The sequence below is a fragment of the Alienimonas sp. DA493 genome (assembly GCF_043951915.1).
In the GTDB taxonomy this organism is placed as follows: domain Bacteria; phylum Planctomycetota; class Planctomycetia; order Planctomycetales; family Planctomycetaceae; genus Alienimonas.
Genome location: NZ_JBINJD010000028.1, coordinates 18,698 through 44,334 on the forward strand (window position 1 = coordinate 18,698; position 25,637 = coordinate 44,334).

Genomic DNA, 25,637 nt, shown 5'->3' on the forward strand with positions numbered 1-25,637 from the left:
CCCGTGCGGATCTCCTTTCCCTGCCCGCACTGCGCCGCCCCGTTGGGGATTTCCGCGTCCCGCGCGGGGGCCGTCGTCCGCTGCCCGGCCTGCCGGGACGTGCTGACGGTTCCCGAGGAGGACCAGCCGCTGCCCGAGCCGGATCCGACCGCCGCGGTCGCCCCGGGTCAGGCGCCGCTGAGCACGCAGTACGAGGAGGAGCCGTTCAAGTTCTCGCCGAAGCGGCGGGAGCAGGACGAGATGGACCTCACGCCGATGGTCGACGTGACCTTCCTCCTGCTGATTTTCTTCATGATTACAGCGAGCTTCAGCATCCAGAAGACGCTTCCCACCCCGGTGCCGGAGCCGGACGAGGAGGGCGTTTCGCAGCAGCTCGTCACGATGGACGAACTGGAGCAGGAGGCCGTCGTCGTGCGGCTGGAGGCCGAGGACGCGATCTACCTCGACGACAAGCCGGTCGCCTCGCTGGAGGACCTGCCGGACGCCCTCCGCGACGCCATGAACGCCCCCGGAGCGGCCGGCCGGGGCGAACTGGTGATCCAGGCCGCCGACGAGGCCCGGCACGAGGCGATCGTCGCCGCCTACGACGCCGCCGCCGGGCTGGGCGTGGAACGCGTCCGCCTCGCCGTGGCCGCCGAAGACTGACCGCCCGTCCGCCGCTCCGTTTCGTTTTCCCCCCGCTCCCGCAATCCCCCGCCATATGGCCCGTTTGGAGATCACAAGCCCGTCCGGCAAGGTGCGGGAGACCCCGCTGCCGGAGGCCGCGGGCCTGACGGTGGGTCGGCACGCCTCCTGCGACGTGCGGATCAACGCCGACGGCGTGCGGTCCGTGCACTGCCGGTTCCTGCCAGACGGCGACGGCTACCGCGTCTCCGCCGGCCCGGACGGCGGTCTGCGAGTGAACGGCTCCGAGGTGACGGAGAAGCGGCTGGCGGAGGGCGACAGGATCGCCGTCGGCCCGGCGAAGCTGACCTTCCGCGCCGACCGGCCCGCCGCGTCGACGGAGGAGAGCGAGGAACTGGCCCTCGTCGCGGCCTCCTCGGACACGCTGCCTGCCTGGGCGGACCCCGCCCGAGCCAAGGCCGCCGAAAACGACCGCAAACGCCGTGACGCCCCCCCGGCCTCCGCAGCGACGCCGGACGCAATGCCGAAGTCCAAGAACGTGTCGCGCCGCAACAGCGCTGCGGCGGACGACGACGCGGGCCTCGTCAGCGCCGCGGCCCAGTCGGCGATCTTTGAGGAGGTGGACGACGCGGACGATCCGTTCGACGACGGGGGCGACGACCCGAACCCCTTTGCCGCGGCGGCGGAGGACGCCGATGCCGGCGCAGAGGAAGACGACGACAACGGGCTCGGGGCCTTGGCCGCCCTCGCCGCCGACGAAACCGGCGAGACGCCCGCCGCCGAGGGGGAGGAGGGATCTGCCGACCCCGCCCCCGCGGCCGCCGACCCGGACAGCGGCGAACAACCCGTGCTGCTCCCCCCCGGCGGGAAGCTCGCCCCGCTGACGAAGCTCGCCGGCCCGCCGGCCCGGCCGGGGGAGCAGTCGATCTTTAAGAGCCCGCTGGTCCTCGGTCTGACGGCCCTCGCGGCGACGCTCACGCTGGCCGCCTTCGCCTTCGCGTTCCTCACCGCCCGGGAGCAGGCCCAACGGCTCTACGACGCCGCCGTCGAAGCTCGCGCGGCCGAGAAATACTCCGCGGCGTTGGAGACCTACGACCAATTCCTGCGGGACTATCCCGCCGACGCCCTCGTCCCCACCGTGCGGCGGGAGCGGGGCCTGACGACCATCGAGCGGGCCGTCGAGGGCTCCGGCGGCAAGTGGGCGGAGGGCGTGGAGGCGATCGAGACTTTCGTGCGGGAGAACCGCGACCGGGACGACTTCGCCGACAGCCACCCCGAACTGGCCGCTCTCTCCCGCCGGGCCGCCCTCGGAGCCGCCCGACAGGCGACCGCCGGCGGCCCCCGGGAACTGTTGGCCACGGTGGAGGAGGCCCAGACGCTCCACCGCCGCTACGCCGACCCCGAGGCCGCCAGCACGATTGATCAGTCCCGGGAGGTCGCCGCCGCCCTCCGCACGGCCGAGGCCGCGGTGGTGAAGCGGGAAACGTTCGGCGCGGCTCGGGCTGAGGTGACGGCCGCCCTGGATCGGGGCGATTTCGCCGCCGCCCACCGGGCCCGGGAGGATTTAATCGCCCGCTACCGCGATCTGGCGAACGACCGGGACGTGCGGCGATTGAAGGCCGACACGCTCTCCGCGGAGCGGGAGGCCGTCGCCCCGATTCCCGCCGCCGACGGCCCCCCGCCGGCGCCGCCCGCGACCCCGGCGGTTCTCGCCCCGGCGGTCGTCTCCCGGGCGGCCACGGGCGAGGCCTCGGACGGGCGTTCGCTGCTCACCCGGGCCGGTTCGAGCCTGTTCGCCGTGGACGCCGTCACGGCCGAGCCGCTGTGGCGGGCGCCGGTCGGCGGGGCCGGCGGGCTGGCCCCCTTCCTGCCGGTGAACGCCGACGCCGCCGGAGCCGCCGTGCTGATCTGCGACGCCGTTCGGCCGGCGCTGCTGTCGGTCGATCGGGCGAACGGTTCGGTCAACTGGCGGCTCCCCCTGCCGGCGCCGGCGACCGGTCCGCCCCGCAGCGCGGGCGGACAGGCCTTAATCGGCTGTGCGGACGGGTCGCTGCTGTCGGTCGATCCCGGCAGCGGGGCGATCACCGGCGGGCTGAAGTTCCCCCGCGGCGTGCTTTCCCCGCCGGTAGCGATCGGCGGAACCGACGACGCAAACCCCGGCCGCCTGCTGCTCGCCGCGGAGTGGGACGTGGTTTACACGCTCGTCGGCAACCCGCCGACGGTGGAGGCCGTCAGCTACGTCGGGCAGGGCGCCGGGGCCGTGGCGGCGCCGCTCCAGCCGATCGGCCGCTACGTGCTGATGTGCGACAACGACCGGGCCGACTCGGCCCTCCTGCGGGCGCTGGCGGTCGACCGGGAGGACGGCGGGGCGACGGAGGTCGGTCGCGCCCGGGTGCAGGGGCGGATCGACGTGCCGCCGGAACTGCGGGCCGACGTGCTGTTCGTCTCCTCCTCGCCGGAGCGGATGACGGCCTTCGCCGTCACGGACGAGGCGGATAAGGACGTGTTCTCCCGGCTGGCCGCCGCCCAACTGCCCGACCCGCGGCCGGTGCCGACCTACCTCGCCGCCGGCCCGGACGGGGCGCTGTGGGCGGCGGGCAGCGCCCTCCGCAAGCTGGAGCTGACCGGCGACGGGTTGCAGGTCACCCCCGCGGTGCTGGCGGTCGGCCGGCACGTCGCCCCGCCGCAGACGAACGTCGACCGGCTGTTCACGACCCGGCTGACCCCCGCCGGCGACGCCACCGTCTTCGCCGCCGCCGAGGCCGACGAGATGATCGGACTCAGCCGGACCGTGCTCGCCCCGGCCCTGCTGGCGGTGACCGGCGGCGCCCGGCCGGCGGCGCTGTCGGCCACCGGCGTGCTCACCCCGCTGGGCGACGGCTTCCCCCAGGCGGGAGCCGCCGGGGGAACTGACGGGGAGGGCGGGAACACGACCTTCCTCACCAACGGTCGCGACCTGCCCGGCCTGGGCGGCGACGGCCGCGACCCGCTGCTGGCCCGCCGGCTGCCGGACGGCGGCGTGGTCGTCGGCGTGGGCGGCGACCGCCCGCGGGCCTGGGAGATCGACGCCGACGGCCGGGCCGGCCGGCCGATCGACCTGCCGGCCGCCCCGCAACTCGCCCCGCTGCCGCTGGGGCCGGGCCTGCTGATCGCCGTGGCCCCCCGGCTGGAGTTGGCGATCGGACGGAGCGGGGCGAAGGTCACCGCGTACACCGCCCCGATCTCCGGCGACGAGGCGCCGGCGTGGACGGCCGCGGTCCGGCTGAGCGACACGAAGGCCGTCGTCACCGACGCCGCCGGGGCGATCCGCGTGATCCAATACGCCGACGGTTCCCCGGCGAGCCTCACCGAGTCGGCGGCGATCACGCCGGAGTGGTTCGCCGACCTGCCGCCCGTCCCCGCCGGGGACGGGCTGATCGTCGTCGGGTCCGACGGGCAGCTCCGCCGGCTCAACGGCGCCACCCTGGGCGAGACGGCCTCCGTCGCCCTGCCGGCCAAGCCCCTGTTCGCACCGGCGGTCGTCGGCGACCGGGTGCTCGTGGCGCTGGAGAACGGCACGGTGGCGGGCTTCGCGGCGGCGGATCTGACCGCACAGACCTCCACCCCCCTGCCGGAACCCGCGGCCGGCCCGCCGGGGGGGCTGGGCAATGAGGGGGCGGCGATCGTGACCGCCGGCGGCGTCGCGGTGCGGTTCGACCCGGTCGGCGGCGGGGAGACCGGCCGCGTCGAAACCGGGCAGCCGCTGGTCGGGGCGCCGTTCCTCGTGGGCGATCAACCGGCCGCCGCCGCCGCGGACGGGGCGGTCGTTCGACTGGACTTCGCCCCGGCCGGGGAGACCGTGGCGGACAGGAGCGAACCGTGAACGACCCGCTATTCCCCCCCGCGATCCGGCTTGGTCGGGCGCTGGCGGCCTGCGCGCTGCTGGTTCTGTGCGGGGTCGCGCCGGCCCGCGCTCAAAACGGGCTGCCCACGCTGGAGGACCTGCCGCTGCCGAGCGCCGCGGAGCTGCTGGCCCGGCGACCGACCGACCGGTTGGTGCTGCGGACCGGCGGGGTGATCGAGGTCGCCGCCGTTTCGCCGCGACCGGACACCCTTGCCAAGCTGGCCCGCCGTCACGACTACGTGCAGCGGATGGCCGGCCGCGACGCCGAGGCCCGCAAGGCGGAGATCGCCCGCTATCTGCGGGGGGACCCGGCCGAACCGAAGGTCTCGCTCCGGCCGCAGGCGGTTCGCCGCCTCGCCGAGGAGTTCGACGCCCTGCCCGACGAGACGATCCGCCGGGCGGTCGAGGAACTGGGCGGTCGCGAGGCCGCGGAGAAGGTCGCCGATCTCGAGGGCGCCCGGCTGCGGGCGGAGGCGGTCGTGGGCAGCCGGGACGAGTATCTGGCGACGGCCGAGCGTCTCGAACGGCTGGACGTGTTCCTGCTCGACGAGGAACTGGAGGACCCGGAGTTCAGCGTCGACACGTTCAAGGTGGATCGGATCATCCACCACGAAGACCTGATGCTGGAGCGGGCGGACGCGCTGCTGGCCGAAGGGGACATGCGGACCGCCTACGAGCTGCTGTTCGCCCTCGCCCGGATGCGGAGCAGCGAGGTCCTCCCCGACGGCTGGCCGGGCCTGCGGGAGCGGCTGGACCGGGCGGCGTTCATCGACGCCGGGGAGTTGCTCGAACTGGGCCAGCTCGAGGGGGCGCTGGGCCGGATGGAGGTGCTGCTCGACCGAGCCCCGGAGTTCCCCGGCGGGCTGGATCGACTGGCGGCGGCGGCGGACGGCCTGATCGAGACGGCGGTCGCCGCGGACGACCAGCGGAAGGCCCGGTTCTTCCTTGCCCGGCTCCGCAGCCGCGGCCCGCAGCACCCGGTCACGCGGAAGTGGGACGACCAGTTCTCGCAGCGGGCGCTCGCCCTGATGGCGGACGCGAACGCCGCGGCCGGCGACGACCCGGCCCGCGCCGCGGACCTCATCCGCGAGGCGGCCCGCGTGGATCCGACCGCCCCCGGCGTGGAGCGGGCCTTCACGCGGCTCACGCGGCGCTACCAGGTGTTGCGGGCCGGCGTGCTGGACCTGCCGCCGCCCGATTCTCGGGAGGACTCGGCTCTCGGCGACGCCCCGCCGCCGTTCCCCCCGACCGACGCCGCCGACCGCGGGCGGTTCCTCGTGGCCAGCCGGCTCTTCGAGATCGACCGCGTGGACGAGGCGCCGCACTACCGCAGCAACCTGCTGGAGGGCTGGGAGCCGACCGACCTGGGCCGCCGCGCGACGTTCTCCCTGCGGCCGGGATTCCCGGGTTGGCTGCCCCAGCCGCCGCTGGACGCCGCGGACGTGCTCGCCGGGTTGCAGGACCGGCTCGACCAGAACTCGCCGCTGTTCGAGGAACGGCTGGCGGAGGAGATCGCCGGTGTGCGACAGCTTTCGCCGCGGGAGTTCGAGGTGATTTTCAACCGCGTTCCGCTGCGGACGGAGGCGACGCTCGCCGCTCCGGTGCGGGTCCTGCCGCGGGAACCGGGCGCCGCCGACGGCTCCCCCGCTCCGGTTCTGAAGACGCCGTTCTTCCCGCGGGAGCCGGACTCCGCGGACCGGCCGGGCGTGGCCGTCTACCGCCGGGCGGTGCCGGAGCCGGCGGACTCCCCCCAGTTCCATGTCGCGGAGGTGCGGGAGACGGCCTACCCGGACGGACCCTCGCTGATGCAGGCCTTCCGCCGCGGAGAGTTCGACCTGCTCGTCCATCCCCGACCCTGGGACGTACCGGCGCTGCTGCGGGACGAAAGCGTCTTGAGCTTCCGCTCCAGCGTGCCGGCGGCCCACGTGCTGCAGGTCAATCCGCGGTCGGAGACGATGAAGAACGCCGAGTTGCGCAAGGCGTTGCTGCTCGCTCCGGACCGGGAGGCGATTATGAACGCCGCGGTGTTCCGGACCGCGGAGGCCCAGGCCGCGGGGCTGGGGCGGGTGATCTCCGCCCCGTTCCCCAGCTTCAGCGAGGCGACGAACCCGCTGCTGGAACCCCGGCGGCAGAACCTCACCCTCGCCTTCGCCCTCGCTCTGGCGGCCGGCAAGGCGCTGGGGGCCGACGACGGCGGGCAGGTGCCCGAACTGACGATTCTCGCCCCCGACGACGCCGTGGTCGCCGGCGTGCTGGACGAACTGGCGGCGACCTGGGAGCGCATCGGGCTGACGATCCGGGTGGTCAGCGGCTCCGACGCCGCCCGGCTGGCCGCGGACGACCCGGACGGCTGGGACCTCGCCTACCGCACCCTGCGGATGCGGGAGCCGGCCCGGGAGATCGCCCCGCTGCTGACCAACAGCGACGACGTGACCCTCGAAAGCCTGCTGACGCTGTCCGACTGGCTGCGGCGGGACCTGATCGCCCTGGAGCGGGTCGGCAACCGCAACGACGCCGTCGCCCTGCTGCACGACCTTCACCGCCACATGCGGAGCGAGGTGCGGGTGATCCCGCTGTTCGAGATCGACGAGTACGTTTTCGCCCGCACCACGCTGCGCAACGTCGAGGGGCCGCTGGTGCACCCGTACCAGGGCGTGGAACGCTGGCAGGTCGACGCGACCCCGCCCGCGGACGATTTCGAACTGCCGGAGGTGGGACAGTGAACCGTATTTGCACGCCCCGCCTCGGTACGCTGCGGACGGCGTGGGCGCTGGCGGCGTTCGCTTGCGGTTTCGCGGGGACGAACCCCCTGAGCGCGCAGGACGAGAACCTGCCGGAGTGGGAGCGCCGGCCGTATCAGGTGCGGGTGAGCCTCGCCGCCGACGCCGCCGTCCCGCCGGGCCGCGTCGATGCGGTGCGGGCCGAGTTGGGCGACCTGCTGTGGCGGACCTTCGGGGAGCACTGGGAGGTGTCGTTCGCCCCGCCGCCCGCCGCGCTGACCCGGGCGGACGCCGCCGGTCTGGGCCGCTTGCGGCCGGAGGACTTTCCGCCGCCGGCCGACCCGCCGACGGAGGAGGAGCCGAACCCGCCCCGGCCGCCGGACCGCTGGTTCGTGGTCGCGATCGCCCCCGCGGCCTCGCCGGGACACGGCGCCGGCGACCCGCAGGCCCGCACGGTCGCGGCTCGGGAATGGGACGGCACGCGGCGGGTTCTCGGCCCGGTGCGGACCGCCGACGCCACCGGCCTGCCCGCCGCCGTGCAGGCCGCGGGGCGGCTGGTGCGGGATCTGTTTCACCCGGAGTACCGCGTCGCTCCCGTGCCAGACGCCCCGGTCGGCTCGACGGAGGTGCGGCTGACCGCTCGGGCCGCCGCGCTGCCGGTCCGCGACCCGGCCGCCGACCCGCTGGCGCCGGGACGCTGGCTGAGCGTGTTCCTGCGGCTCTACCAGCGGGACGGGGCGTTGCGGGAGATCCGCGAGACGCCGTACACCTTCCTCCGCGTCGGTCCCGTGCTGGACAAGGAGGACCCGGCCCGCACGCAGTCCGGCGAGGTCGTCAGCGCCCTGCGGAGCGGCGTCGGTCGCACCCGGGGCCGCACGCAAACGCTGGCCCGGCCGATTCATCAGCAGGAAGACGGCACCTCCCTGCGGCTGATCGCCCGCGGCAGCGCCGCCGACGCCGGCGCCGGGCGGCCGCTGGTGGGGTATCGGGTGAAGCTGGCCGACCGCCGCACGCTGCCGTCGGATCTCCCGCCGCCCGAGGAGGGCGAGGAGCGGCCGGAGCCGGTCCCCGAACCGTTCGAGGAGGTCAGCGACCGCGGCGGCCGGATCACGGTCCCCGTCGCCCCGCCGACGCTGCCGGACGAGGAGCCGGCGCCGGGGCTCGTCTGGCTGCACGTCTACAGCGGCAAGGCGAAGCTCGGGGCGCTGCCGTACGTCGCCGGAGCGGCGCCGACCGACGTGCTGGAACTGGACGACGACGCACTGCGGCTGGGCCTGGAGGGCGAGTACGCCCTGCTGTCCGGGGAGATGTTGGAGGTGGTCGCGAACCGGGCGGTGCTGACGGCCCGGGCGAAGAAGAGCGCCAAGGAGCAGAACTACGAGGCGGCGGAGGCCCGGCTGGAGGAACTCGCCGACCTTCCGCGGGGCGAGACCTTCAAGCGCCGGATCGACGCCCTCGCCGCCGGGGTGCGGGCCGAGGCGCTGGAGTCCGGCGACCGCCTGACCGCCGCCCGGGCGGCGAAGCTGGCGGAGAAGATGCGGGAGCTGGCCGACGCGTACCTCTCCGCGGACCCGCTGGCCGCCGCGAAGGCGCAGGTGGCCGAGTTGAAGGAATTGGCGGAGGAGATCGAGGAACGCGAACGCCGCGCCGCCGGCCGCCGCCGGGCCCGGGACAGCCGCTAAAACAGGAGTCCCGCAGGCGGAGCCTCCCGGACCCTTCAAGGGTCCGGGACGCTGGCGTTGCCGGTCGCGACGGCAAACGAAGATGCGTTCTACAGAGCCCCGCGGGCGGCGTCGCAGAAGGCGGCGACCTTCGCCGGGTCCTTAATCCCGGGGGCGTTCTCGACGCCGCCGGCGACGTCCACGCCCCACGGTCGCACGATCCGCACCGCTTCGGCGACGTTCTCCGGCGTCAGCCCCCCGGCGAGGATCACCGGCGGGAGCTTGTCGCCGACCCGGTCCAGTTCGTCCCGCAGCGCGTGCCAGTCCAGCTTCGCCCCGGTCCCGCCGTAGGCGCCGGGCACGGCGGCGTCGAGCAGGACGTGACTCGGTATGAGCTCCGCCGCGGCGGCGAGGTGGTCGAGCAACGGACCGAGCGACCCGCCGACCCGCCAGGCCCGCACCCGGGCGACGCCGTCCGGCAGATGGACGACCAAACCGAACCGCGTCGGCGGTTCGTCCCCGTGCAGTTGAACGCCGGCCAAGTCGTACGTCTCCGGGGCCTCCATCAGATCCGGCCCGTCCGCGTTGACGAAGACGCCCCACGGCTGGACCGCGGCCGCCCGCGCCGCCGCCGCCAGCGGACCGGCGCCCGCTCCGCCCGCTCGGACGAATCGCTTTGATCCGCTCCAGAAGTTGAGGCCGACCGCGTCCGGCGCGGCGTCAGACCCGCAAACGGCCGCCAGATTCGCCGGGTCGGTGAAGCCGCAGATTTTGACGAACATGGCGCCTTCTGAGCGAGCGGGGGACGTCAGCCCGCCGAGTTTTCTTCGAGGCAGGAGCACACGGCGGGCTGACGCCCCCCGCTCGCCTTGGCGATGCTACGCCAGGCTCCATTCGCCCGGGTCCAGATTATAAAAGTCCCGCAGGATGCCGAACAGGTCCGGGAGCTTCATCCGCAGGGTGCGGGGCTTTTCGAAGAAGCACTCCGTGGCAACGGCGAAGAACTCCGCCGGGTCGGTGGCGCCGTAGGCGTCCAGCAGGCCGGGCAGGCCGCGGTCCACCTCGTCGGCGTGCTTCTGGAACGCCGCCTCGGCGACGGCCTCCCAGCGGTGGCGGGCGGCGCCGGTCAGGCCGGGGACGCCGTCGGCGAAGCGGTCGGCCAGGTCCAGCACGTGGGCGAACTCGTGGAACACCAGGTTGCGGCCGTCGTCCGGGTTCTCCGCCCCGGCCAGCACGTCCGGCCAACTGAGCACCACGGCCCCGCCCATGTGGGCCTCGCCCAGTCGGCCCTCCGCCCCGCTGATCGTCGGCCCCCCGCCGAAGGACGCATCGCCCAGCAGTCGGCTGGCGGTCACGCGGTAGGCGGTCGGGTAGACGAGGACGCTGGTCAGCGGGCCGAACCAGTCGGCCTTCTCCGGCGGCGCCGGATCGCCGGCGAGCAGCAACGCGGCCTGGGCGGCGATCACGGCCCGCATCTCGTCCGTTAGGTCCAGGCCGTTGCAGCCCTCCCAGTTCTTCTCCGCCAGCAGGATGCGGACCCCGGCCCGCACCCGCTCCGCGACGGGGCGGGGGAACCGCTCGAAGGCGGCGAACTGATCGCGAATCGCCCGCTCCCACAGTTCGGGCAGCGGGTCGTCCAACAGCGCGCGACGCCGGCGGGTGCGGAAAAAGCCGAACACCGGCTACCGCGTTTGCGTGTCGCGGCGTTCCCGGCCCTCGGGCAGCGGCACGGAGTCGTCCACGTCGGAGGTGTCCACCGGTCCGGTCGGCGGTGGACCGTCGGTCGAATTCAGCGCCGGCTTGGGCTGGTTGCGCATCGAGGCCGAACGGGACCACCACTCCTCGGAGCGTTCCGCGTCGTAGGCGGGGTTGGGACGGGGCAGCAGGGCGCCGGTGTCCGCCCGGTAAGCGGCCAGAAGCGACCGCAGTTCCGCCGTGCGCTCCGGCAAGGCGGCGGCGAGGTTGTTCGTCTCGCCCAGGTCCTCGCGGAGGTCGTACAGCTCCGGCTCCGTCGTGCCGTCCGCCGTGAAGAACTCGATCAGCTTGTGGTGCCCCACCCGCACGGCGCTGGCCGGTCGGCTGTGGTGGTAGTGCGGGTAGTGCCAGAACACGGCGTCGCGGGCGGCGTCGCACTCCCCGCGGAGCACCGGCACGAGGCTCACCCCGTCCATCACCACGCCCGCCGGCGGTTCGGAACCGGCCAGGTGCAGGATCGTCGGGGTCAGGTCGCTGGTCGTCACCGCCGCGTCGCAGGCCCGGCCGCCGTCGGTCACGCCGGGCCAGTGGACCAGCAGCGGCACGCGGATGCCGCCCTCGTACAGGGAGCCCTTCTCGCCCCGCAGCGGAGCGTTGCTGCTCACCGGGGAGCCGCTCTGCCCGTGAATCGACGACGGGTCGCCGTGGTAGACGGAGTGCAGGCCGCCGTTGTCGGAGGTGAACAGGATCACCGTCTCCTCCGCCTGTCCGGTCTCCTCCAACACCTCCCGCAGGCGGCCGACGGAGTGGTCCACCATCTCCAGCATCGCCGCGAACGCCGGATCGCTGGGGTGATCCTCGGCCTTCGGCTTCGCCTCGTATTTGGCGATCAGGTCCGGCCGGGCGTGCACCGGGATGTGCACGGCGAAGTGCGACAGCAGGCAGACCCAGGGCGTCTCGTCGTCGGCGTGGTCGCGGATGAAGGTTTCGGTCCGCTCGGTGAGCACCTCGGTGGTGTATTCGCCCTCGCGCTTCTCGAAGCCGTCCGGGGTGGTGAGGCTCGGGGAGACGTTGCGGCCGGTGACGAGCCATTCGTCGAAGCCGCGGGCGCCGGGGCCCTCCACGTCGTTCGTCCCGCCGAGGTGCCACTTGCCGAAGCTGGCCGTGGTCGCGGCGTCGCCGAGCACCGTGGCGAAGGTGACTTCGTCCAGCGGCAGCCGATTCGGGATCGGCGGCTCCAGCAGGGGGGCGAACGGGCGGAAGTGCCCGGGGATGAAGTTCGTCAGGCCGGTGCGGGCCGGGTCGCGGCCGGTCATCAGCGAGGCCCGGCTGGGGCTGCACACCGGGCAACTGGCGTAGGCCGCGGTGAACTTCAGCCCGTCCGTGGCGAGCTGGTCGATGTGCGGGGTCTCGTGGAACGAGTTGCCGTAGCAGCCCAGGTCCGCCCAACCGAGGTCGTCCACGAAGACGATCAGCACGTTCCGCGGCGGTTCCACGGCGCTGGCGGAGGGGGCGTCGGCCGGGACCGGTTGCAGGGCCGGCCGGCCGGGGACGACCGTCGGTCCGGCCTGGGCGAACAGGGCGGCGGGACACGCCAGCAGCGCGACCCACAGCGCCGCCACGGGCGCGGCCGGTCGGACAACGGTACGGATCATCAACTCTCTCCGGACGGGAGCCGCCATTGTGACGGGCTTCGGGGATGGAAGGAAATGTATGCGGATCAGGAAGACGGCGCCGAGCGGCCGCGGTTCGAAACGACGCCGGCGGGCTCCGGGTAACCGCTACGTCCCCACCCCGCTCGTCCGCAGGCGCCCCCGATGTCCTCGCCGTTGCTGCTCTGTCTCGCGCTCCCGCTGGCCGCCGGCCCGCAGGCGGCCCCGCCCCCGGCCGACCACGGTCTCTCGCCCGTCGCGGCGTTCCTCGCCGGGGGCGATCTCGCCGGGGCCGAAGCGGCCCTGAACGAAACGCTGGAGAAGTCCCCCGGCGACGACGACGCCCTGTTCTCATTGGGGGTGGTAAAGTTCCTCGGCGGGATCGAGGAGTTCGTCCAGTTCCTCTCCGCCCACGGCAGCACGGACCGGCTCGGCGGTCTGCTGCCGTTCGCCCGGCTGCCGGCCCCGCCGAACGCCGACCCGCAACCGGTCAGCTACGAACAGTGGCGGCAGGCCCGCGTGGAGTTGATCGCCGCCTTCGACGAGGCCGACGCCGTGCTGGCGAAGATCGACGGCCCGGTCGACGTGCGGCTGGCGCTCGCCGAGCTGCGGCTCGATCTGAACGGCGACGGCTCCGCCGGGGAGGGGGAGCGGGTGTTGAGCCTGCTGGGCCGCGGCGGCCTGCAACTGGAGGGGCGCCGCGGCGTCCGCGGCGACGAACCGCCGGCGGGGGACGGGTTGGTCACCCACTTCGACCGGGCGGACGCCGAGTGGCTCCGCGGGTACTGCGACCTGCTCTCCGCGATCCTGGAGACGATGCTGGCCCACGACGCGGAGAACTGGTGGAACCACTGCGCCCACCTCCTGTTCGCCGAACCGGAGGGCGTGCCCGCCTACCTGCTGACCGATCTGGGCGAGGGCTTCAGCGTGGGACGGATCGCCGACGCCGTCGCCGCGATTCACCACGTCAACTTCCCCGTCCGCGAGCCGGAGCGGATGAGCCGGGCCCGGCAGCGCCTGCTGGGCATGATCGGCCACAGCCGGGCGATGTGGGAGCTGATCCTCGCCGAGACTGACGGCGACCGCGAATGGATCCCCGGCCCCGGGCAGAGTTCCTCCACTGGCGTGACGATGTCGCGGGAGCGCGTCGACGGCTGGCTGACGTTCCTCGACGAAGCCGAGGCGCTGCTCAACGGCGAGAAGCTCGTCCCCTTCTGGCGGCCCCAGCCGGCCGACCGGGCCGACGCCCCGAACGGCGTGAACCTGCGGCGGGTCTTTGAGGAGCCGCGGCGATTCGATCTGGTCGAGTGGGTGCAGGGCCCGGGGGCCGAGCCCTATCTGGAACGGGGCGAGGCGACCGACCCGGCCGTCTGGCGGCGACTCCAGCGCCTGTTCAACGGGAACTTCTTCGGCTTCGCGGTACTGATTAACTGACGCCGCGCAAGAAAGCGTCCCGGACGCTCGAAGCGTCCGGGACGCTGCGCTTTCGCACCCATCGCCCGGTTCAGAACACCGAATACAGCACATCGCGGGCGCGTTCGACCAGCTCCGGGTCTTTCGCTTCGATCTTCTTGAGGTGTTTGCGGGCCTCGACGACGTGCGGCGGGGGCGACGCGTCGGCGTCGGCGGTCTCCGGCACGTCCCGCTCGGCTTCCAGCAGGTACTGGATGATCGCCCGCTTCACGGCCGGTACGTCGTAGGCCTCCTCGTCGTAGAGCCCGGCGATGCGGTCCATCGCCGCCCAGTCCTTCCAGCGGGCCAGGTCGGCGATGACGACCTCGGCCAGGTCGGAGTAGGCCAACTGGAGCCGCAGGGCCTCCTTGAGGCGTTCCTTCGGGATCCGATCGTCGCCGTACTGCCACATGAACCGCACGGCCTGCATCGCGGCGTACACCTCGCTGAAGGGCACCGGGATCGGCTCGCCGGCGTCGTCCTTCAGCGGCTGACCGTCGGGGCCGAGCACGTACTTCGGCCGCAGCTTGGCGTCCTCCAGCTCCTTCAGGCCCTGCTCGCCCGTGAGGAGCAACAAGCCGCTCATCAGCCCGTCGATGCCGATGCGGAACTCGTCGGTGCCGGCGAAGATCCGCTTCCGCAGCACGTCGGCGTCCGCCTCGGTGCCGCACAGGCCCAGCAGCATGCCGTAGAAGGCGAGGCGGGACGGGTCGGTATCCGGGTCGGCGACCCACTTCGCCAGTTTCGCCCGGGGCAGTTCGTCGGCGATCGCCTCCACCTCCTCGAACGGCACGTTGCCGAACTCGCCGTAGGCGTCGGAGGCGACCAAGTCGTCCGGGTGTTCCAGGTGCGCCAGGTAGTACCGCAGGCGGTCGGCCGTCGGGGCGTCGGGGCCGGGGTTGTTCTGCAGGTACTCAAAGCCGGCCTCGCTGATCGGCACGGGCAGGTCCCACTCGAGGATCTCCCCGCCGCCGGCCGTCAGCAGCAGCGTTTCGCCGGTCTGGCCGGACTGGTAGCCCCGCAACTTCAGCTTCTTGCCCTCGGCGTACGGTCCCTTCAACGACTTCTTGACGAGAAACCGGGTGTAGGCCGGATTGTCCCGGGCGTCGCCGCCGCGGTCGGCTTCGAGCCACTCGGCCAGGACCACCACGTCGCTTTCGGCCAACTGGTCCGAGAGCGTCAGCCCGGGCGCCTCGCAGAACGGACAGGCCAACGCGACGGAGAGGAGCAGGGCGGCGGTCATGCGGAAGGTCCTCCGGGGCGGCGATCAATGGGCGAATACAACGTCAGTCCTACTCCACGACCCGCGCCCCGTCGATGCGGTAGAGCCGCAGCCAGTCGTCGCCGTCCCGCTGCGGGTCGAGGTGAAACGTCCCCACCACGTCGAACGGCCGGTTCTGGATGTAGCGGCTCTCCTCCCCCTCGGCGAGCTTCACCGTGACGAGGTCGTAGGGCTTCGGGTTGCGGCCGAAACAGCAGATCTGATTATCCCGGGCCAGGATGAAGGCCCGCACCGGGTCGGCGTAGGTCGGGTACATGAACCCCCGCAGCGTGACCTGCTGCCCGTCGAGGTCGCGGAGCCAGTCCGGGAAATGCTCCACCACGTCGGCGGGGACCGGCTCGGCGTTGAGGACCCTGAGCAGGTCCAGATCGTCGAACGACACCCGCAGCGTGCCGTTCCCGGCGGGGGAGAAGCTGTTGATCGGCACGAGCAGCTTGAGCTCCCGCGCCTCGGCGGGCTCCTCCGCGGCGGCCTCCTCCATCGCGGCAAGCGCCGCCGGGGAGCCGGGCGGCGGGGCGGCCAGCGTCGGCTCCTCCGCCGAGGCCATCGCGCCGTCGAAGCCCCCGTCGAACCCGCCGTCGAAGCCGTCGTCCTGCTCCGCCGCGGCGAGCGCGATCGCCGGTCGTTCGTCGGTCGGTTCGCCCGCCTCCTCCGGGGCGCCGTCGCTGCGGGGCGGGGCGTCCCCGGCGCCGTCCGCGACCGACTCCGTCGCGACGCCTCGGCCGGCTTCGTCGTCGGCCCCGGCGATTTCGCTGTAGGTCGCGCCCTCCTCGGCGGGGCCGCACCCGGCGAGCAGCGCGAGCCCCAGCGCCGCGGCGGGGGCGGGGGTCAGCAGCGCGCGCTTCAAAACGACGTCCTCGCCGGCCCGCTCTGGGTGGCCTTGATGCGGAAGATCGGGTCCACCTCCGTCTGATTGCCCTCGGGCCGCAGCTCGAAGGTGCCGGCGACGCTGACCAGTCCGGCGGTGAAATCCGTGGTGGTTCCGGTCATATCGACTCGAATCATGTCCGTCACCTTCGGTTTGCCGCCGAAGCAGCACTCGCCGCTGTCCTTGACGAAGATGAAGGAGGTGATGTCCTCGGTCTTCGCCTCGGGATACATGTAGCCCTTCAGAAAGACCTTTTCGCCGTCCAGCCGCTTGATCGCCTCGCTGTAGCGGCCGGTCGGGGCGAGGGCCCGCTGGGCGATGTCGGCGGTGAAGTCCAGCCGGGTGTGGCCCGGAGGCAACTCGTTGGCGTAGGCGATCGAGTGGTACGTCGCCCCGCCGGCCAGCCCGGTCAGGGAGAGCAGTCCGCCCAGCGCGACCATCCACAGGCCGGCGCCGTCGTGCCGGCGGATCGTCCGCCAGGCCGTGAAGGCCGTGACGAGCCCCGCCGCGGCGATCAGGAAGCCGATCACCCCCACCGTCGGCAGGAAGGCCGTCAGCGAACACAGCCCCAGCACTGCCGAGACCGGCGCCGAGACCGGGATCGGTTTGTAGTCGAAGTCCACGCGCTCCGTTTGCGGCAGCGAGGCGGCCTGTGGAACGGCGACGGTGTCGAGGGCGGCGGCGCTCATGGGCGGAGGGGCGAAAACGGGGACGGCGCGCGGCATCCTATCACGGCGCAGGGGGCGATCTATCAGATTGTACGTCCGCGGGGCCGCGGGCGTGGGACGGATTCGCTGCCCGCGGCCGACGAAGGCATGGCCACGCCGCCGCCCCGGGACGTACTGTCACGACCCGGAACCTCCCCGCCGTCCGGCGTTCCCCCTTTCTGCTTCCCCCGCAAGATCCCGTGCCATGTCGTTGCCGTGGCGGTTCGCCCCGCTGGACCCGACCCGCGTTCGCCGGCTGTCCGAGGCCCTGTCGATCGGTCCGCTGACGGCCCAGGTGCTCATCGCCCGCGGCCTGGACGAACCGGCGACCGCCAAGGCGTTCCTCACGCCCTCCCCCAACGACCTGCACGACCCGGACACGCTGCCCGGCGTCTCCGAGGCCGCCGACCGCATCGTCGCCGCGGTGCGGGACGGGCGGCGGATCACGATTTTCGGCGACTACGACGTCGACGGCATCACCTCGACCGCCCTGCTGGTCGACTGCCTGCGGCTGGCCGGGGCGAATGCGGACTACGTCATCCCGAACCGCAACGACGGCTACGGCCTGAACGTCGCCGCCATCGAGAAGCTGCACGCCGAGGACCCGCGGCGGCTGGTCGTCACCGTGGACTGCGGGATCACCTCCGTGGCGGAGGCCCGGCGGGCGAACGAACTCGGGCTCGAACTGATCGTCACCGACCACCACACCCCCGGCGAAACGCTGCCGCCGGCCGCCGTCGTGGTGCACCCCCGCCGGCCGGACGCCGCAACCGCCTACGCCTACGGGGAACTCTGCGGGGCCGGCGTGGCCTTCAAGCTGGCATGGGCGGTGGCGAAACGGCTGGGGGACGGCAGCCGCGTCAACGAACGGTTCAAGGCCTGGTTGATCCGGGCGCTCGGCCTGACGGCCCTCGCCACGGTCGCGGACATGGTCCCGCTGACTGGCGAGAACCGGACCTTCGTCCACTGCGGGCTGCGGAGCCTCTACCACCACGCCCCGCCGGGGTTGCGGGCGCTGCTGAACGTCTGCGGCATCGAGGAGGGCCGGCCGATCACCGCGGAGGACGTGGGCTACAAGGTCGGCCCCCGCATCAACGCCGCCGGCCGGTTGGAGCAGGCCAGCCTCGCCGTCGACCTGCTGCTCTCGCACGACGAGAACCGCTGCGGCCAACTGGCGGATTACCTCGACACCCTGAACGAGACCCGCAAGAAGACCGAGGCCGACGTGGTGAAGGCCGCCAAGAAACAGGCCGTCGACCGCGGCTGGGCGGAGCGGCCCGGGCTGACGCTGGCCGGCGACGACTGGCACGCCGGGGTGGTGGGCATCGCCGCGGGGCGGGTCGCGGAGAAGTTCGACTGCCCCGCAATCGTGATCGCCTTCGGCCACAACGGCGACCCGGACCTCGGCGCCGGCTCCGCCCGCTCCCGGCCGGGGTTCGACCTGCACGCCAGCCTCGCCCGCTGCGCCGAGCACCTGGAGACCTTCGGCGGGCACACGATGGCCGCGGGGCTGAAGGTCCGGCGCGAGAACCTCGACGCCTTCCGCGAAGCGTTCGCCGCCGACGTCGCGGAGCATTTCCGTCCCGAGGCCGCCGACGCCCGGGTCGACGCGGAGGTCCGGCTGGCCGACTGCACCCTGCCGGCCGTCAAAGAGTTGGACGAGAAACTCGGCCCGTTCGGCAAATCGAACCGGCGGCCGGTGTTCGTCGCCACGAACGTCACGCTCGAGGGCGAACCGCGGACGATGGGCCGGGACGGCTCGCACCTGTCGGCCCGGCTGGCCCAGACGGGGCGGGTGATGAAGGCCGTCGCCTGGGGCCGGGCCGCCGACGCCCACACGCTGGCCGTCGGCCCGCTGGCGGTGTCGTTCACCGCGGAGGTGAACCGCTGGAAGAACGGCGAATCGGTGCAACTCCAACTCCGCCAGTGGCAGCCCTGCTGAGGGCGGCCCTGCGGGGGGGCGGACTGAAGACCGGGGTCGGCCGGAGGGGCCGGCCGGGAGGAGCGGGTTGCGGCCCGGGGCCGTCGGTCCGATCCTCGCCCCGCCGCATCCCCCCGCGCCGCCCGTTCCCCGATGTCCCGCGTCGTCCGTTCCGTTCTCCTCCTGACGGTCTGGACCCTGGGCGCCGGCACCGCCGCGGGACAACTGACCGGCTCGAACAGCCCGGCGCCGGCCGGGGAGCGGCCGGATTCGACGCGGGTGGGGCCGATGGAACTGCTCCGCGGGGCCGGGGAGGCGTTCACCGGCCTGTTCCGCACCGACCGGGCGGCGACCGGGGAGCCGGAGTGGGATTCGCTGGAGGGCCCCCGGGCCGCGGTGATGACGTTCGTCACCGCGATGGATCGGGTCGCCCTCGGAGACGAGGCCGCCCTGCCGCGGGCGCTGAAGGTTCTGCCGGACGCCGCCGACGCGGAACGGGACGGGGCCGAAGAGCGAGAGGGGGCCGACCGGGACGAGGTCGACCAAGATGCAGTCGACCGGGCCGAGGCCGCCCGGGATCTGTGGGACGTGTTCACCCGGTTGCCGGAGGTCGTCCCCGCCACCCTGCCGGACGCCGCCCGCTGCCGGGAGGAGGGAATCACGCGGTGGGAACTGTTTCCCCGCGGGATCGACAGCGAATGGGCCTACGCCGCTCTGCAGGACGGCGCCCCGGCGGGGACGATCGTGTTGGAGAAAACGTCCGCCGGCTGGCGGTTCACCCCCGCGACCGTCGCCGGGGCGGGGGACCTCGCCGACAATCTGGCGCCGATCCCCCCGCGGCCGCGGAAGGCCGTGCGGGGGGAGGCGTTCGTCCGTGCGGTGACGCCCGTATTCACGGATTCGCCCTGGTGGGCTTGGCTGACGACGGCGCTGGGCCTGGCGGCGGGGTGCGTCGTCGCGTGGTTCATCGCCCGGGGGCTGAACGCCGCGGCGGGCTGGGCCGCGGGGGGCGAGGGCGGGGCGCTGCACCGGTTGGCCGGCGGCGTGATCGGGCCGTTGTTGCGCAGTCTGGCGGTGCCGCTGGGGTTGGCGGCGGTGGTCGCGGGGCTGCTGGCCGGCACCGCCCCGCTGGCCCTCACCCCCACCCTGGAGGACGGCCGCTGGGCGATTTCGGAGCTGTTGCTGGTCGTCGCCGGCGGCTGGTTGGCGGTGGGCCTGCTGGAGTTGGCGATCCTCGGCGTTCGCCGGGCCGCCTTCGACGACGACGACCACTACGCCCGCATGAGCGCCTCCGTCGCCCGGCGAACCCTGCGGCTGATCGCCGGGGTGATCCTGGGACTGTTCGTCGTGCAGAACCTGTTCGACTGGAACGTGACCGCCGTGCTGGGCGGCGTGGGGCTCGTCGCGCTGGCGCTGAGCCTCGCGGCGAAGGACGCCGTCGCCAACCTGTTCGGCGGGGCGATGATCTTCGGCACCCGGCCGTTCCTGGTGGGCGACTGGATCAGCTTCGAGGGGAGATGGGGCGAGGTGGCGGACGTCAGCTTGCAGATCACGAAGATCCGTCTGCTGACCGGCGAAATGTGGGCCGTTCCGAACAGCAACTTCGTCGACAAGCCGGTCGAAAACCTCAGCGAGCGCAAGTACCTGCGGCGGGTGTTCGACGTGCGACTGCCCCTCGACACCCCGCCGGAGAAGATCGCGGAGGCGAAGTCGATCCTGCAGGACGTGCTGACCAGCGACGCGGTCGTCGGCGACGGGCAGGGCGACCTGGAGGAGCGTCCGCCGAAGGTGAACTTCGAATCCGTCGGCGAGTACTTCTTCAATCTGCGGGCGGACTACTGGTACCTCATGCACCCCCGGGAGGCGGCGCCGCAGCGGGACACCGAACGCGGCTGGTTCTCCTATCTGGCCCACTGCGACCTGGTGAATAAGGCCGTGGTGGAACGCTTCCGGGGGGCCGACATCGCCTTCGCCCTGCCGGCCAACGTCGTCTACGAGGCCGGCGAGGTCGCCGCCCTGACCGGCGCCGCCGCGGCCGTCGCCGAGTGACGCGAACGCCGGTCCCGCCGCCCGGCTCGGGGAACCCCGGTGGCGAGGGCCGAACCGGCCGGGCAGGGTGACGCGATGGCCGCCGCCCCCGAAGCTCCGCGCGATTCCGACCCGCCGCCGGACCCGCCGCTGGTCTCCGACGAGCAACTGGAACGGGATTTCGACGCCGCCCCGCCGCTGCGGGAGCCGGGCTCGGCCCCCGTCGGCCGCACCGTGCTGGCGGGGGGCCTGATGGGCACGGCGAACCTCGTCCCGGGCGTCTCCGGCGGGACGATGGTGCTGGTCTGCGGGCTCTACGCCCACTTCGTCGACGCGATGGCGACCGTCTCGCAGGGGAGGCTGATCGGGTCGGCGGGGCGGTTCCTCGCGTTGCTGTTCGCGGCGAAGTTCGCGGCGATGGGGCTGCTGGGCGGGCCGGTCGCGGAGGCGGTCGATTCTCATCAGGCCCACGCCTACGCCCTGTTCATCGGGATGACCCTCGCCGGTACGCCGGTGGTGTGGGACATCTTCCGCGAAGCCCCCGCGGGGCCGGAGCCCAAAGCCGCCGACTGGCTCCTCATCCCGATCGGCGCGGCGCTCATGGCCTCGCTGGCGCTGCTCCCCCCGCCGGAGCAGCACGCGCGGGCCGGCCGGGACTACCGCCCGCCGCACGACATCCCCATGGACGCGGCCGCCGGGGCCGCGGCGTTCGGAGCGATGGCCCTGCCGGGCGTCTCCGGCGGGACGGTCAAGCTGGCGATGGGCCGATACGAACCGACCGTCTGGTCGCTCGGTCAGCCGTTGCCGTGGCTCGGATCGCTGCTCGGCTGGAACGAGGCGGCGCCGGTCTCCGCCTGGGGGCCGATCCTGCTGCCGTACGCGCTGGGGGCGATCGTCGGCCTGGTGGCCGTTTCGAACCTGCTGAAATGGTTGCTGCAACGCTACGAACGGGCGATGGCGGCCCTGTTGCTGGGCGTGCTGTGGGGCAGCGTCGTGCCGGTGATCCGCGTCGGCTGGTTCGGCGGGGCGAGCCCGCTGCCGGACGCCGGGTCGGGCGACTGGTTCGCGTGGGCGGTCGCCTGCGTCGTCGGGTTCGCCGCCGTCTACGCCCTGACCGTCTGGCAGAAGCGGGCCGAACGCCGGGCCCACGCACAGGCGGCTCAGCGTGCGGATTGAGCCGTCGGCCTCAGAGCGTCGCCAGCCACGCCGGCAGGCCCTCGGCGAGTTGGCTGCGGGTCAGCACCGGGCCGCGGTCGGCGGCGCGGGCCGCCTTCAACAACGCCGCGTGCACGTGCGGACCGAACGACAGCACCGGCGGGCCGTCCGCCGGGCGCTCCTCGAGCCAGGCCAACGCACCGGGCAGGGAGAGGTCCAGCACGACGCCCGCCGCGTCGCCCGGTTCGGCCTTCGCGGCGCTGAGGGCCCGCGTCGGGGTGAGGCCGGCGTTGCGGACGGCCTGCACCAGCGGACCGCCGGTCAGCAGGTCGGCGCAGACGATGAGAACGCCGCGGGGAGCGGGCGCCGGGTCGGCGGGGGGGGCCGTCACTTGGTGTCGTTCAGGAAACCGAGCAGCGAACTGTCCACGTCCTCCTCGTCGTCGGCGTCGCCGAAACCGGCGAAGGAGGACTGGTCCTGAGCGTCGGCGCCGGGCAGGGCCTTCAGGGCGGAGGAGTCGGCGTCGGCCTCTTCCTCGCCGTCGTTCAGGAAATCGAAGGCGGCGTCCTCGTCAGCGATCGTCTCGCTGCCGTCGCCGCCGCTCCCCGGCGTACCGTTCTCCCCGTTGGGGTCGCCCGGGTCGAAACGGAGGGTTTCGACGGTTTCGGCGTCGTCTGCGTCGGTCGGCGCTTCGTCGGTCGGCGCTTCGTCGGTCGGCGCTTCGTCAGTCGGGTCCGCGACCACGACCGGATCCGGCTCCGCGACGGGAACGGCGGCCTTGGCGGGGGAGGTCGGGGAGGGCAGGTCCGGTTTGTCCCGCGCCTCGTCGTCGCCGACCGCCTCGAGGTTCGTGCCGCTGTCGGTGACCAGCACGGAGTCGTCGCTGAGTTCTTCAGGCGGCTCCTGCCCGACGAGCGTGCCGCTGGGGGAGTCCTGCAGGTCGTCCTCGGAGAGGCCGCCCTCGGCGACGTGGGATTCGACCTCCGCCAGCATCGCGGCGCCGTCCGGGCGGTAGGAGCGGTCGCCGGCCCGCACCAGCTTCATGGTCACGCCGCCGATCGACAGCGTGCCGCCCAGCGGGACGTCCAGCTCGCGGTCGCCGACCCCCTCGCCGTTGACGAAGGTGCCGTTGCGGCTGCCGAGGTCCCGCACCCGTACCACGGAGCCGTCCACGGTCAGCCGGCAGTGCGACCGGCTGACCCGGCGGGAGGAGATCCGCAACCCCGCGTCGGCGCCGCGGCCGACGACGGCGTCCCGCTCCAAGCGTACGGTCAGGGGGCGACCTTCGCTGCGGGGGAGCAGGAACTCGGCGGCCACGGGAGAAGGCCTCTCGGGGGAAGTGCGGAACCGCTCCACCTTAACTGCGGCCGCGTCGGCGATCACGCATCTAACGACTCGATTGCGAAAAGCCCCCCGCGGAACGCCGGCACAGACCGTGCCGTCGACATTCCCGGGGGGCTCAGTTCGCCGGTTGGTGGGGGGCGCCGCGGCGTTCGGCGATCAGGCCGCGGCTTTCCGCAGAGGGGCGCCGCCGCCGGTCTTGTTGGCGCCGCCGCGGACCATCTCCTCGGTGATGACGTAGGTCTGGCCCTTGCCGTTCTCGGGAAGGTCGTACATCAGGTCGAACATGCCGCCCTCGACGACGCTCCGCAGGCCGCGGGCGCCGGTGTCGTTCTCCCGGGCGACGCGGGCGATCTCCCGCAGGGCCCCGTCGGTGAACTGGAGGTCGGCGCCTTCCATTTCGAAGAACTTCTTGTACTGCCGCACCAGGGCGTTCTTCGGCTCGGTGAGGATGTTCACCAGGTCCGCCTCGCCCAACGGGGAGAGGGCCGAGAGCACCGGCAGACGGCCGACCAACTCGGGGATCAGGCCGAACTCCAGCACGTCGTCCACCGTCACGTGGGCGAGCAGGTCCTTGCTGCGTTCGACGCTGTCCTCGCTGCCGAACCGGTTGAAGCCGATCGCCCGGCGGCCCAGGCGCTGGGCGATGATCTCCTCCAGCCCGACGAACGTCCCGCCGCAGATGAACAGGATGTTGCGGGTGTCCAGCTGGATGTACTGCTGCTCCGGGTGCTTCCGGCCGCCCTGCGGGGGGACGTTGGCGACGGTGCCCTCGAGCATCTTCAGAAGGGCCTGCTGCACGCCCTCGCCGGAGACGTCCCGGGTGATGGAGACGTTCTGGGACGTCTTGCCGATCTTGTCGATTTCGTCCAGGAAAATGATCCCCCGCTGGGCGGCTTCGACGTCGAAGTCGGCGGCGTGGAGCAGTTTCAGGAGCAGGTTCTCCACGTCCTCGCCGACGTAGCCCGCCTCGGTGAGGGTCGTGGCGTCGCCGATGGCGAACGGCACGTCGAGGATGCGGGCCAGCGTTTTGGCCATCAACGTCTTGCCGCAGCCGGTCGGGCCGACGAGCAGCACGTTGGACTTCTCGATTTCGACGTCGTCCCCGTCCTCCGCCTGGTGCATCAGGCGCTTGTAGTGGTTGTGGAGGGCGACGGCGAGGCAGCGCTTCGTGCTGTCCTGGCCGATGACGTACTCGTCCAGGTGGGCGACGATCTCCCGCGGGGTCGGCACCTTGCTGAACAGCGTGGCGCCGCCGCGGCGCTTGCGTTCCTGGTCGAGGATCGACTCGCAGAGGTCGATGCAGTTCCCGCAGATGTAGCAGTCGTCGGGGCCCTCGACGAGCGGGCCGACGTCCCGGTAGGACTTCCGACAGAACGAACAGTTGGCGTCTTTTTTCTTCACGGAATCGCGTCGGCCGGAGAAGTTTTTGGAGGCGGGCATCGGGCGGGGCGGTTCCGGGGGACGAGCCCGGGGGAGTTGACCCTCCCGCAGGAGATAGTCAATCCCGCCGGGGGGTGCGAAGGGCGAAGGAAACGGGCGCCGCGGGCCTCCTGCTCGCCGTGCCGCCCGCCCGACCGCCGGCGTCGCTGCCGGCGCCTCCGCGGGGCCGCCGAGGCGGTCCGCGGGTGGGCGAACGATCCCGCTGGGGGTGATCGGGGCCGCCCCGGCCTCCGCCGCCCCGGGGGGGACGTCGGCAGGTGCGGTCCCGTAGGGTGTCGGCGCTCCGCCCCGTGCCGCCCAACTGTTGCCAGTCCGCACCGAGCGAACAGCGCCAGCCGAACGACCCGCCGCGGGGACGGCCGGGACGGGGTCATTTTACCCCGATCCGGCCGAACCGGGTCGACACTTCCGAAAGACTGTTGCACGCCCCGTGCCAACGCGAGGTTCCGCCGGGGGCGAACGCCGCTCGGTCTACGTCCGCAGGGGCGACGAACGAACGGACGATCCCGGCGGCCGGCGGGGCGGTCCCGACGGCGTCCGCCGGGGTGTAAGAGCGACAGGACGATTCCCGAAAAATCCGCAAACAGGTTCGCCCGCGGACGACTTGCCGGCCGATACCACCGACACGACCGCTCCGGTTTGCGCTCCCGGCCCGTCCGGGCGCGGCCGCAGCGCCCCCCCGCTCCGGCTCCCCGGGTGTGATGACGCGTCCGACTTTTCGCCGACTCCCACTGGCCGCCGCGACGGCGCTCTGTTCCCTCGCCGCCGCCGCGGCGCCGGCGGCGGGGCAGGAGGCGGAGTTCGCCCCGACGGCCGAGGCCCGCTTGGTGCACAGCAACCGGGAGACGTTCCGCATCCCGTTCGCGGCCAGCGCCGCCGACCTCGCCGCGGCCGGCGCCACCGAGGCCCGGTTGCTCGTCAGCCGGGACGGGGGGCGGCGGTGGGAGGAAGCCGGCAGCGCCGCCCCGGGGGCGGGCGGGTTTCAGTTCTCCCCGCCCGAGGACGGCGACTACTGGTTCAGCGTTTTGACGGTGGACGACCGGGGCATGCCGGCCCCGGCGAACGTGGCGATCGTCCCGCAACTGCATGTGCGGCGGGACCGCGTCGCCCCGACGGTGCAGGTCGCCGCGGCCCCCGCCGGCGACGGCACCGTCGCGGTCCGGTGGACCGTGACCGACCCCGACGCCGACCCCGCCGCCCTGCGG

At 73.2% G+C, this 25,637-nt stretch carries 17 protein-coding genes and 1 pseudogene; 9 read left to right on the plus strand and 9 right to left on the minus strand.

The window, feature by feature from the left end:
- Window positions 1-3: 3 nt before the first annotated feature.
- The 4 genes from ACG2DA_RS06540 (at window position 4) to ACG2DA_RS06555 (ending at window position 8,909) form a co-directional block, all read left to right on the plus strand.
- The gene (locus ACG2DA_RS06540) at window positions 4-645 is read left to right on the plus strand and encodes a biopolymer transporter ExbD (protein ID WP_395254686.1); all 642 of its coding nucleotides are present in this window, start codon (window positions 4-6) and stop codon (window positions 643-645) included.
- Window positions 646-709: 64 nt separating this feature from the next.
- On the plus strand, window positions 710-4,486 hold the full coding sequence (locus ACG2DA_RS06545; RefSeq protein ID WP_395254687.1) for a PQQ-binding-like beta-propeller repeat protein: 3,777 nt from the start codon (window positions 710-712) through the stop codon (window positions 4,484-4,486).
- Complete coding sequence (locus tag ACG2DA_RS06550) at window positions 4,483-7,230, plus strand: ABC transporter substrate-binding protein (protein ID WP_395254688.1); 2,748 nt, start codon at window positions 4,483-4,485, stop codon at window positions 7,228-7,230. Before ACG2DA_RS06545 ends, ACG2DA_RS06550 begins: the two co-directional genes overlap by 4 nt.
- A complete protein-coding gene (locus ACG2DA_RS06555; RefSeq protein WP_395254689.1) occupies window positions 7,227-8,909 on the plus strand; it encodes a hypothetical protein in 1,683 nt (560 codons plus the stop codon). Before ACG2DA_RS06550 ends, ACG2DA_RS06555 begins: the two co-directional genes overlap by 4 nt.
- A gap of 89 nt (window positions 8,910-8,998) precedes the next feature.
- Here the strand turns inward: ACG2DA_RS06555 and ACG2DA_RS06560 are convergent, their stop codons facing one another.
- From ACG2DA_RS06560 to ACG2DA_RS06570, 3 genes are all read right to left on the minus strand, one after another.
- Complete coding sequence (locus ACG2DA_RS06560; RefSeq protein ID WP_395254691.1) at window positions 8,999-9,670, minus strand: phosphoribosylanthranilate isomerase; 672 nt, start codon at window positions 9,668-9,670, stop codon at window positions 8,999-9,001.
- Between the two features lie 96 nt (window positions 9,671-9,766).
- A complete protein-coding gene (locus ACG2DA_RS06565) occupies window positions 9,767-10,567 on the minus strand; it encodes a zinc-dependent peptidase (protein WP_395254693.1) in 801 nt (266 codons plus the stop codon).
- 3 nt (window positions 10,568-10,570) lie between these two features.
- Window positions 10,571-12,238 (minus strand): sulfatase, encoded by a 1,668-nt coding sequence (locus tag ACG2DA_RS06570; RefSeq protein ID WP_395254694.1) that lies wholly within the window; start codon window positions 12,236-12,238, stop codon window positions 10,571-10,573.
- Window positions 12,239-12,400: 162 nt separating this feature from the next.
- Here ACG2DA_RS06570 and ACG2DA_RS06575 point away from each other — a divergent pair, with 162 nt between their 5' ends.
- Window positions 12,401-13,669 carry a hypothetical protein gene (locus ACG2DA_RS06575; protein WP_395254695.1) on the plus strand — a complete coding sequence of 423 codons (1,269 nt, stop codon included), beginning with the start codon at window positions 12,401-12,403 and terminating at the stop codon, window positions 13,667-13,669.
- Window positions 13,670-13,739: 70 nt separating this feature from the next.
- Here ACG2DA_RS06575 and ACG2DA_RS06580 read toward each other — a convergent pair whose 3' ends face one another.
- From ACG2DA_RS06580 to ACG2DA_RS06590, 3 genes are read right to left on the minus strand one after another with little or no spacing between them, the layout of a single operon-like run.
- Window positions 13,740-14,930 carry a hypothetical protein gene (locus tag ACG2DA_RS06580; protein WP_395254696.1) on the minus strand — a complete coding sequence of 397 codons (1,191 nt, stop codon included), beginning with the start codon at window positions 14,928-14,930 and terminating at the stop codon, window positions 13,740-13,742.
- 49 nt (window positions 14,931-14,979) lie between these two features.
- Entirely contained in the window at window positions 14,980-15,816 is an 837-nt protein-coding gene (locus tag ACG2DA_RS06585) for a hypothetical protein (protein WP_395254697.1), read from the minus strand.
- Window positions 15,813-16,526, minus strand: a complete 714-nt coding sequence (locus ACG2DA_RS06590; RefSeq protein ID WP_395254699.1) for a hypothetical protein — start codon at window positions 16,524-16,526, stop codon at window positions 15,813-15,815. Before ACG2DA_RS06590 ends, ACG2DA_RS06585 begins: the two co-directional genes overlap by 4 nt.
- 223 nt (window positions 16,527-16,749) lie before the next feature.
- Between ACG2DA_RS06590 and recJ the strand changes: the two genes are divergently transcribed.
- The 3 genes from recJ (at window position 16,750) to ACG2DA_RS06605 (ending at window position 21,669) form a co-directional block, all read left to right on the plus strand.
- The gene (gene recJ / locus ACG2DA_RS06595; RefSeq protein ID WP_395254700.1) at window positions 16,750-18,486 is read left to right on the plus strand and encodes a single-stranded-DNA-specific exonuclease RecJ; all 1,737 of its coding nucleotides are present in this window, start codon (window positions 16,750-16,752) and stop codon (window positions 18,484-18,486) included.
- Between the two features lie 132 nt (window positions 18,487-18,618).
- Window positions 18,619-20,514, plus strand: a complete 1,896-nt coding sequence (locus tag ACG2DA_RS06600) for a mechanosensitive ion channel domain-containing protein (RefSeq protein WP_395254701.1) — start codon at window positions 18,619-18,621, stop codon at window positions 20,512-20,514.
- Window positions 20,515-20,589: 75 nt separating this feature from the next.
- A complete protein-coding gene (locus tag ACG2DA_RS06605) occupies window positions 20,590-21,669 on the plus strand; it encodes an undecaprenyl phosphate translocase family protein (RefSeq protein WP_395254702.1) in 1,080 nt (359 codons plus the stop codon).
- Between the two features lie 10 nt (window positions 21,670-21,679).
- Here ACG2DA_RS06605 and ACG2DA_RS06610 read toward each other — a convergent pair whose 3' ends face one another.
- The 3 genes from ACG2DA_RS06610 to clpX form a co-directional block, all read right to left on the minus strand.
- Window positions 21,680-22,039 (minus strand): hypothetical protein, encoded by a 360-nt coding sequence (locus tag ACG2DA_RS06610; RefSeq protein WP_395254703.1) that lies wholly within the window; start codon window positions 22,037-22,039, stop codon window positions 21,680-21,682.
- The gene (locus ACG2DA_RS06615) at window positions 22,036-22,965 is read right to left on the minus strand and encodes an FHA domain-containing protein (protein ID WP_395254704.1); all 930 of its coding nucleotides are present in this window, start codon (window positions 22,963-22,965) and stop codon (window positions 22,036-22,038) included. The genes ACG2DA_RS06610 and ACG2DA_RS06615 overlap by 4 nt, the downstream gene beginning before the upstream one ends.
- A gap of 183 nt (window positions 22,966-23,148) precedes the next feature.
- Window positions 23,149-24,432, minus strand: a complete 1,284-nt coding sequence (gene clpX, locus ACG2DA_RS06620; RefSeq protein ID WP_395254705.1) for an ATP-dependent Clp protease ATP-binding subunit ClpX — start codon at window positions 24,430-24,432, stop codon at window positions 23,149-23,151.
- A 701-nt stretch (window positions 24,433-25,133) separates the two neighbouring features.
- On the opposite strand from clpX, the pseudogene ACG2DA_RS06625 reads away from it, so the two are divergent.
- Window positions 25,134-25,637: pseudogene (locus ACG2DA_RS06625) on the plus strand (hypothetical protein); the annotation flags it as partial.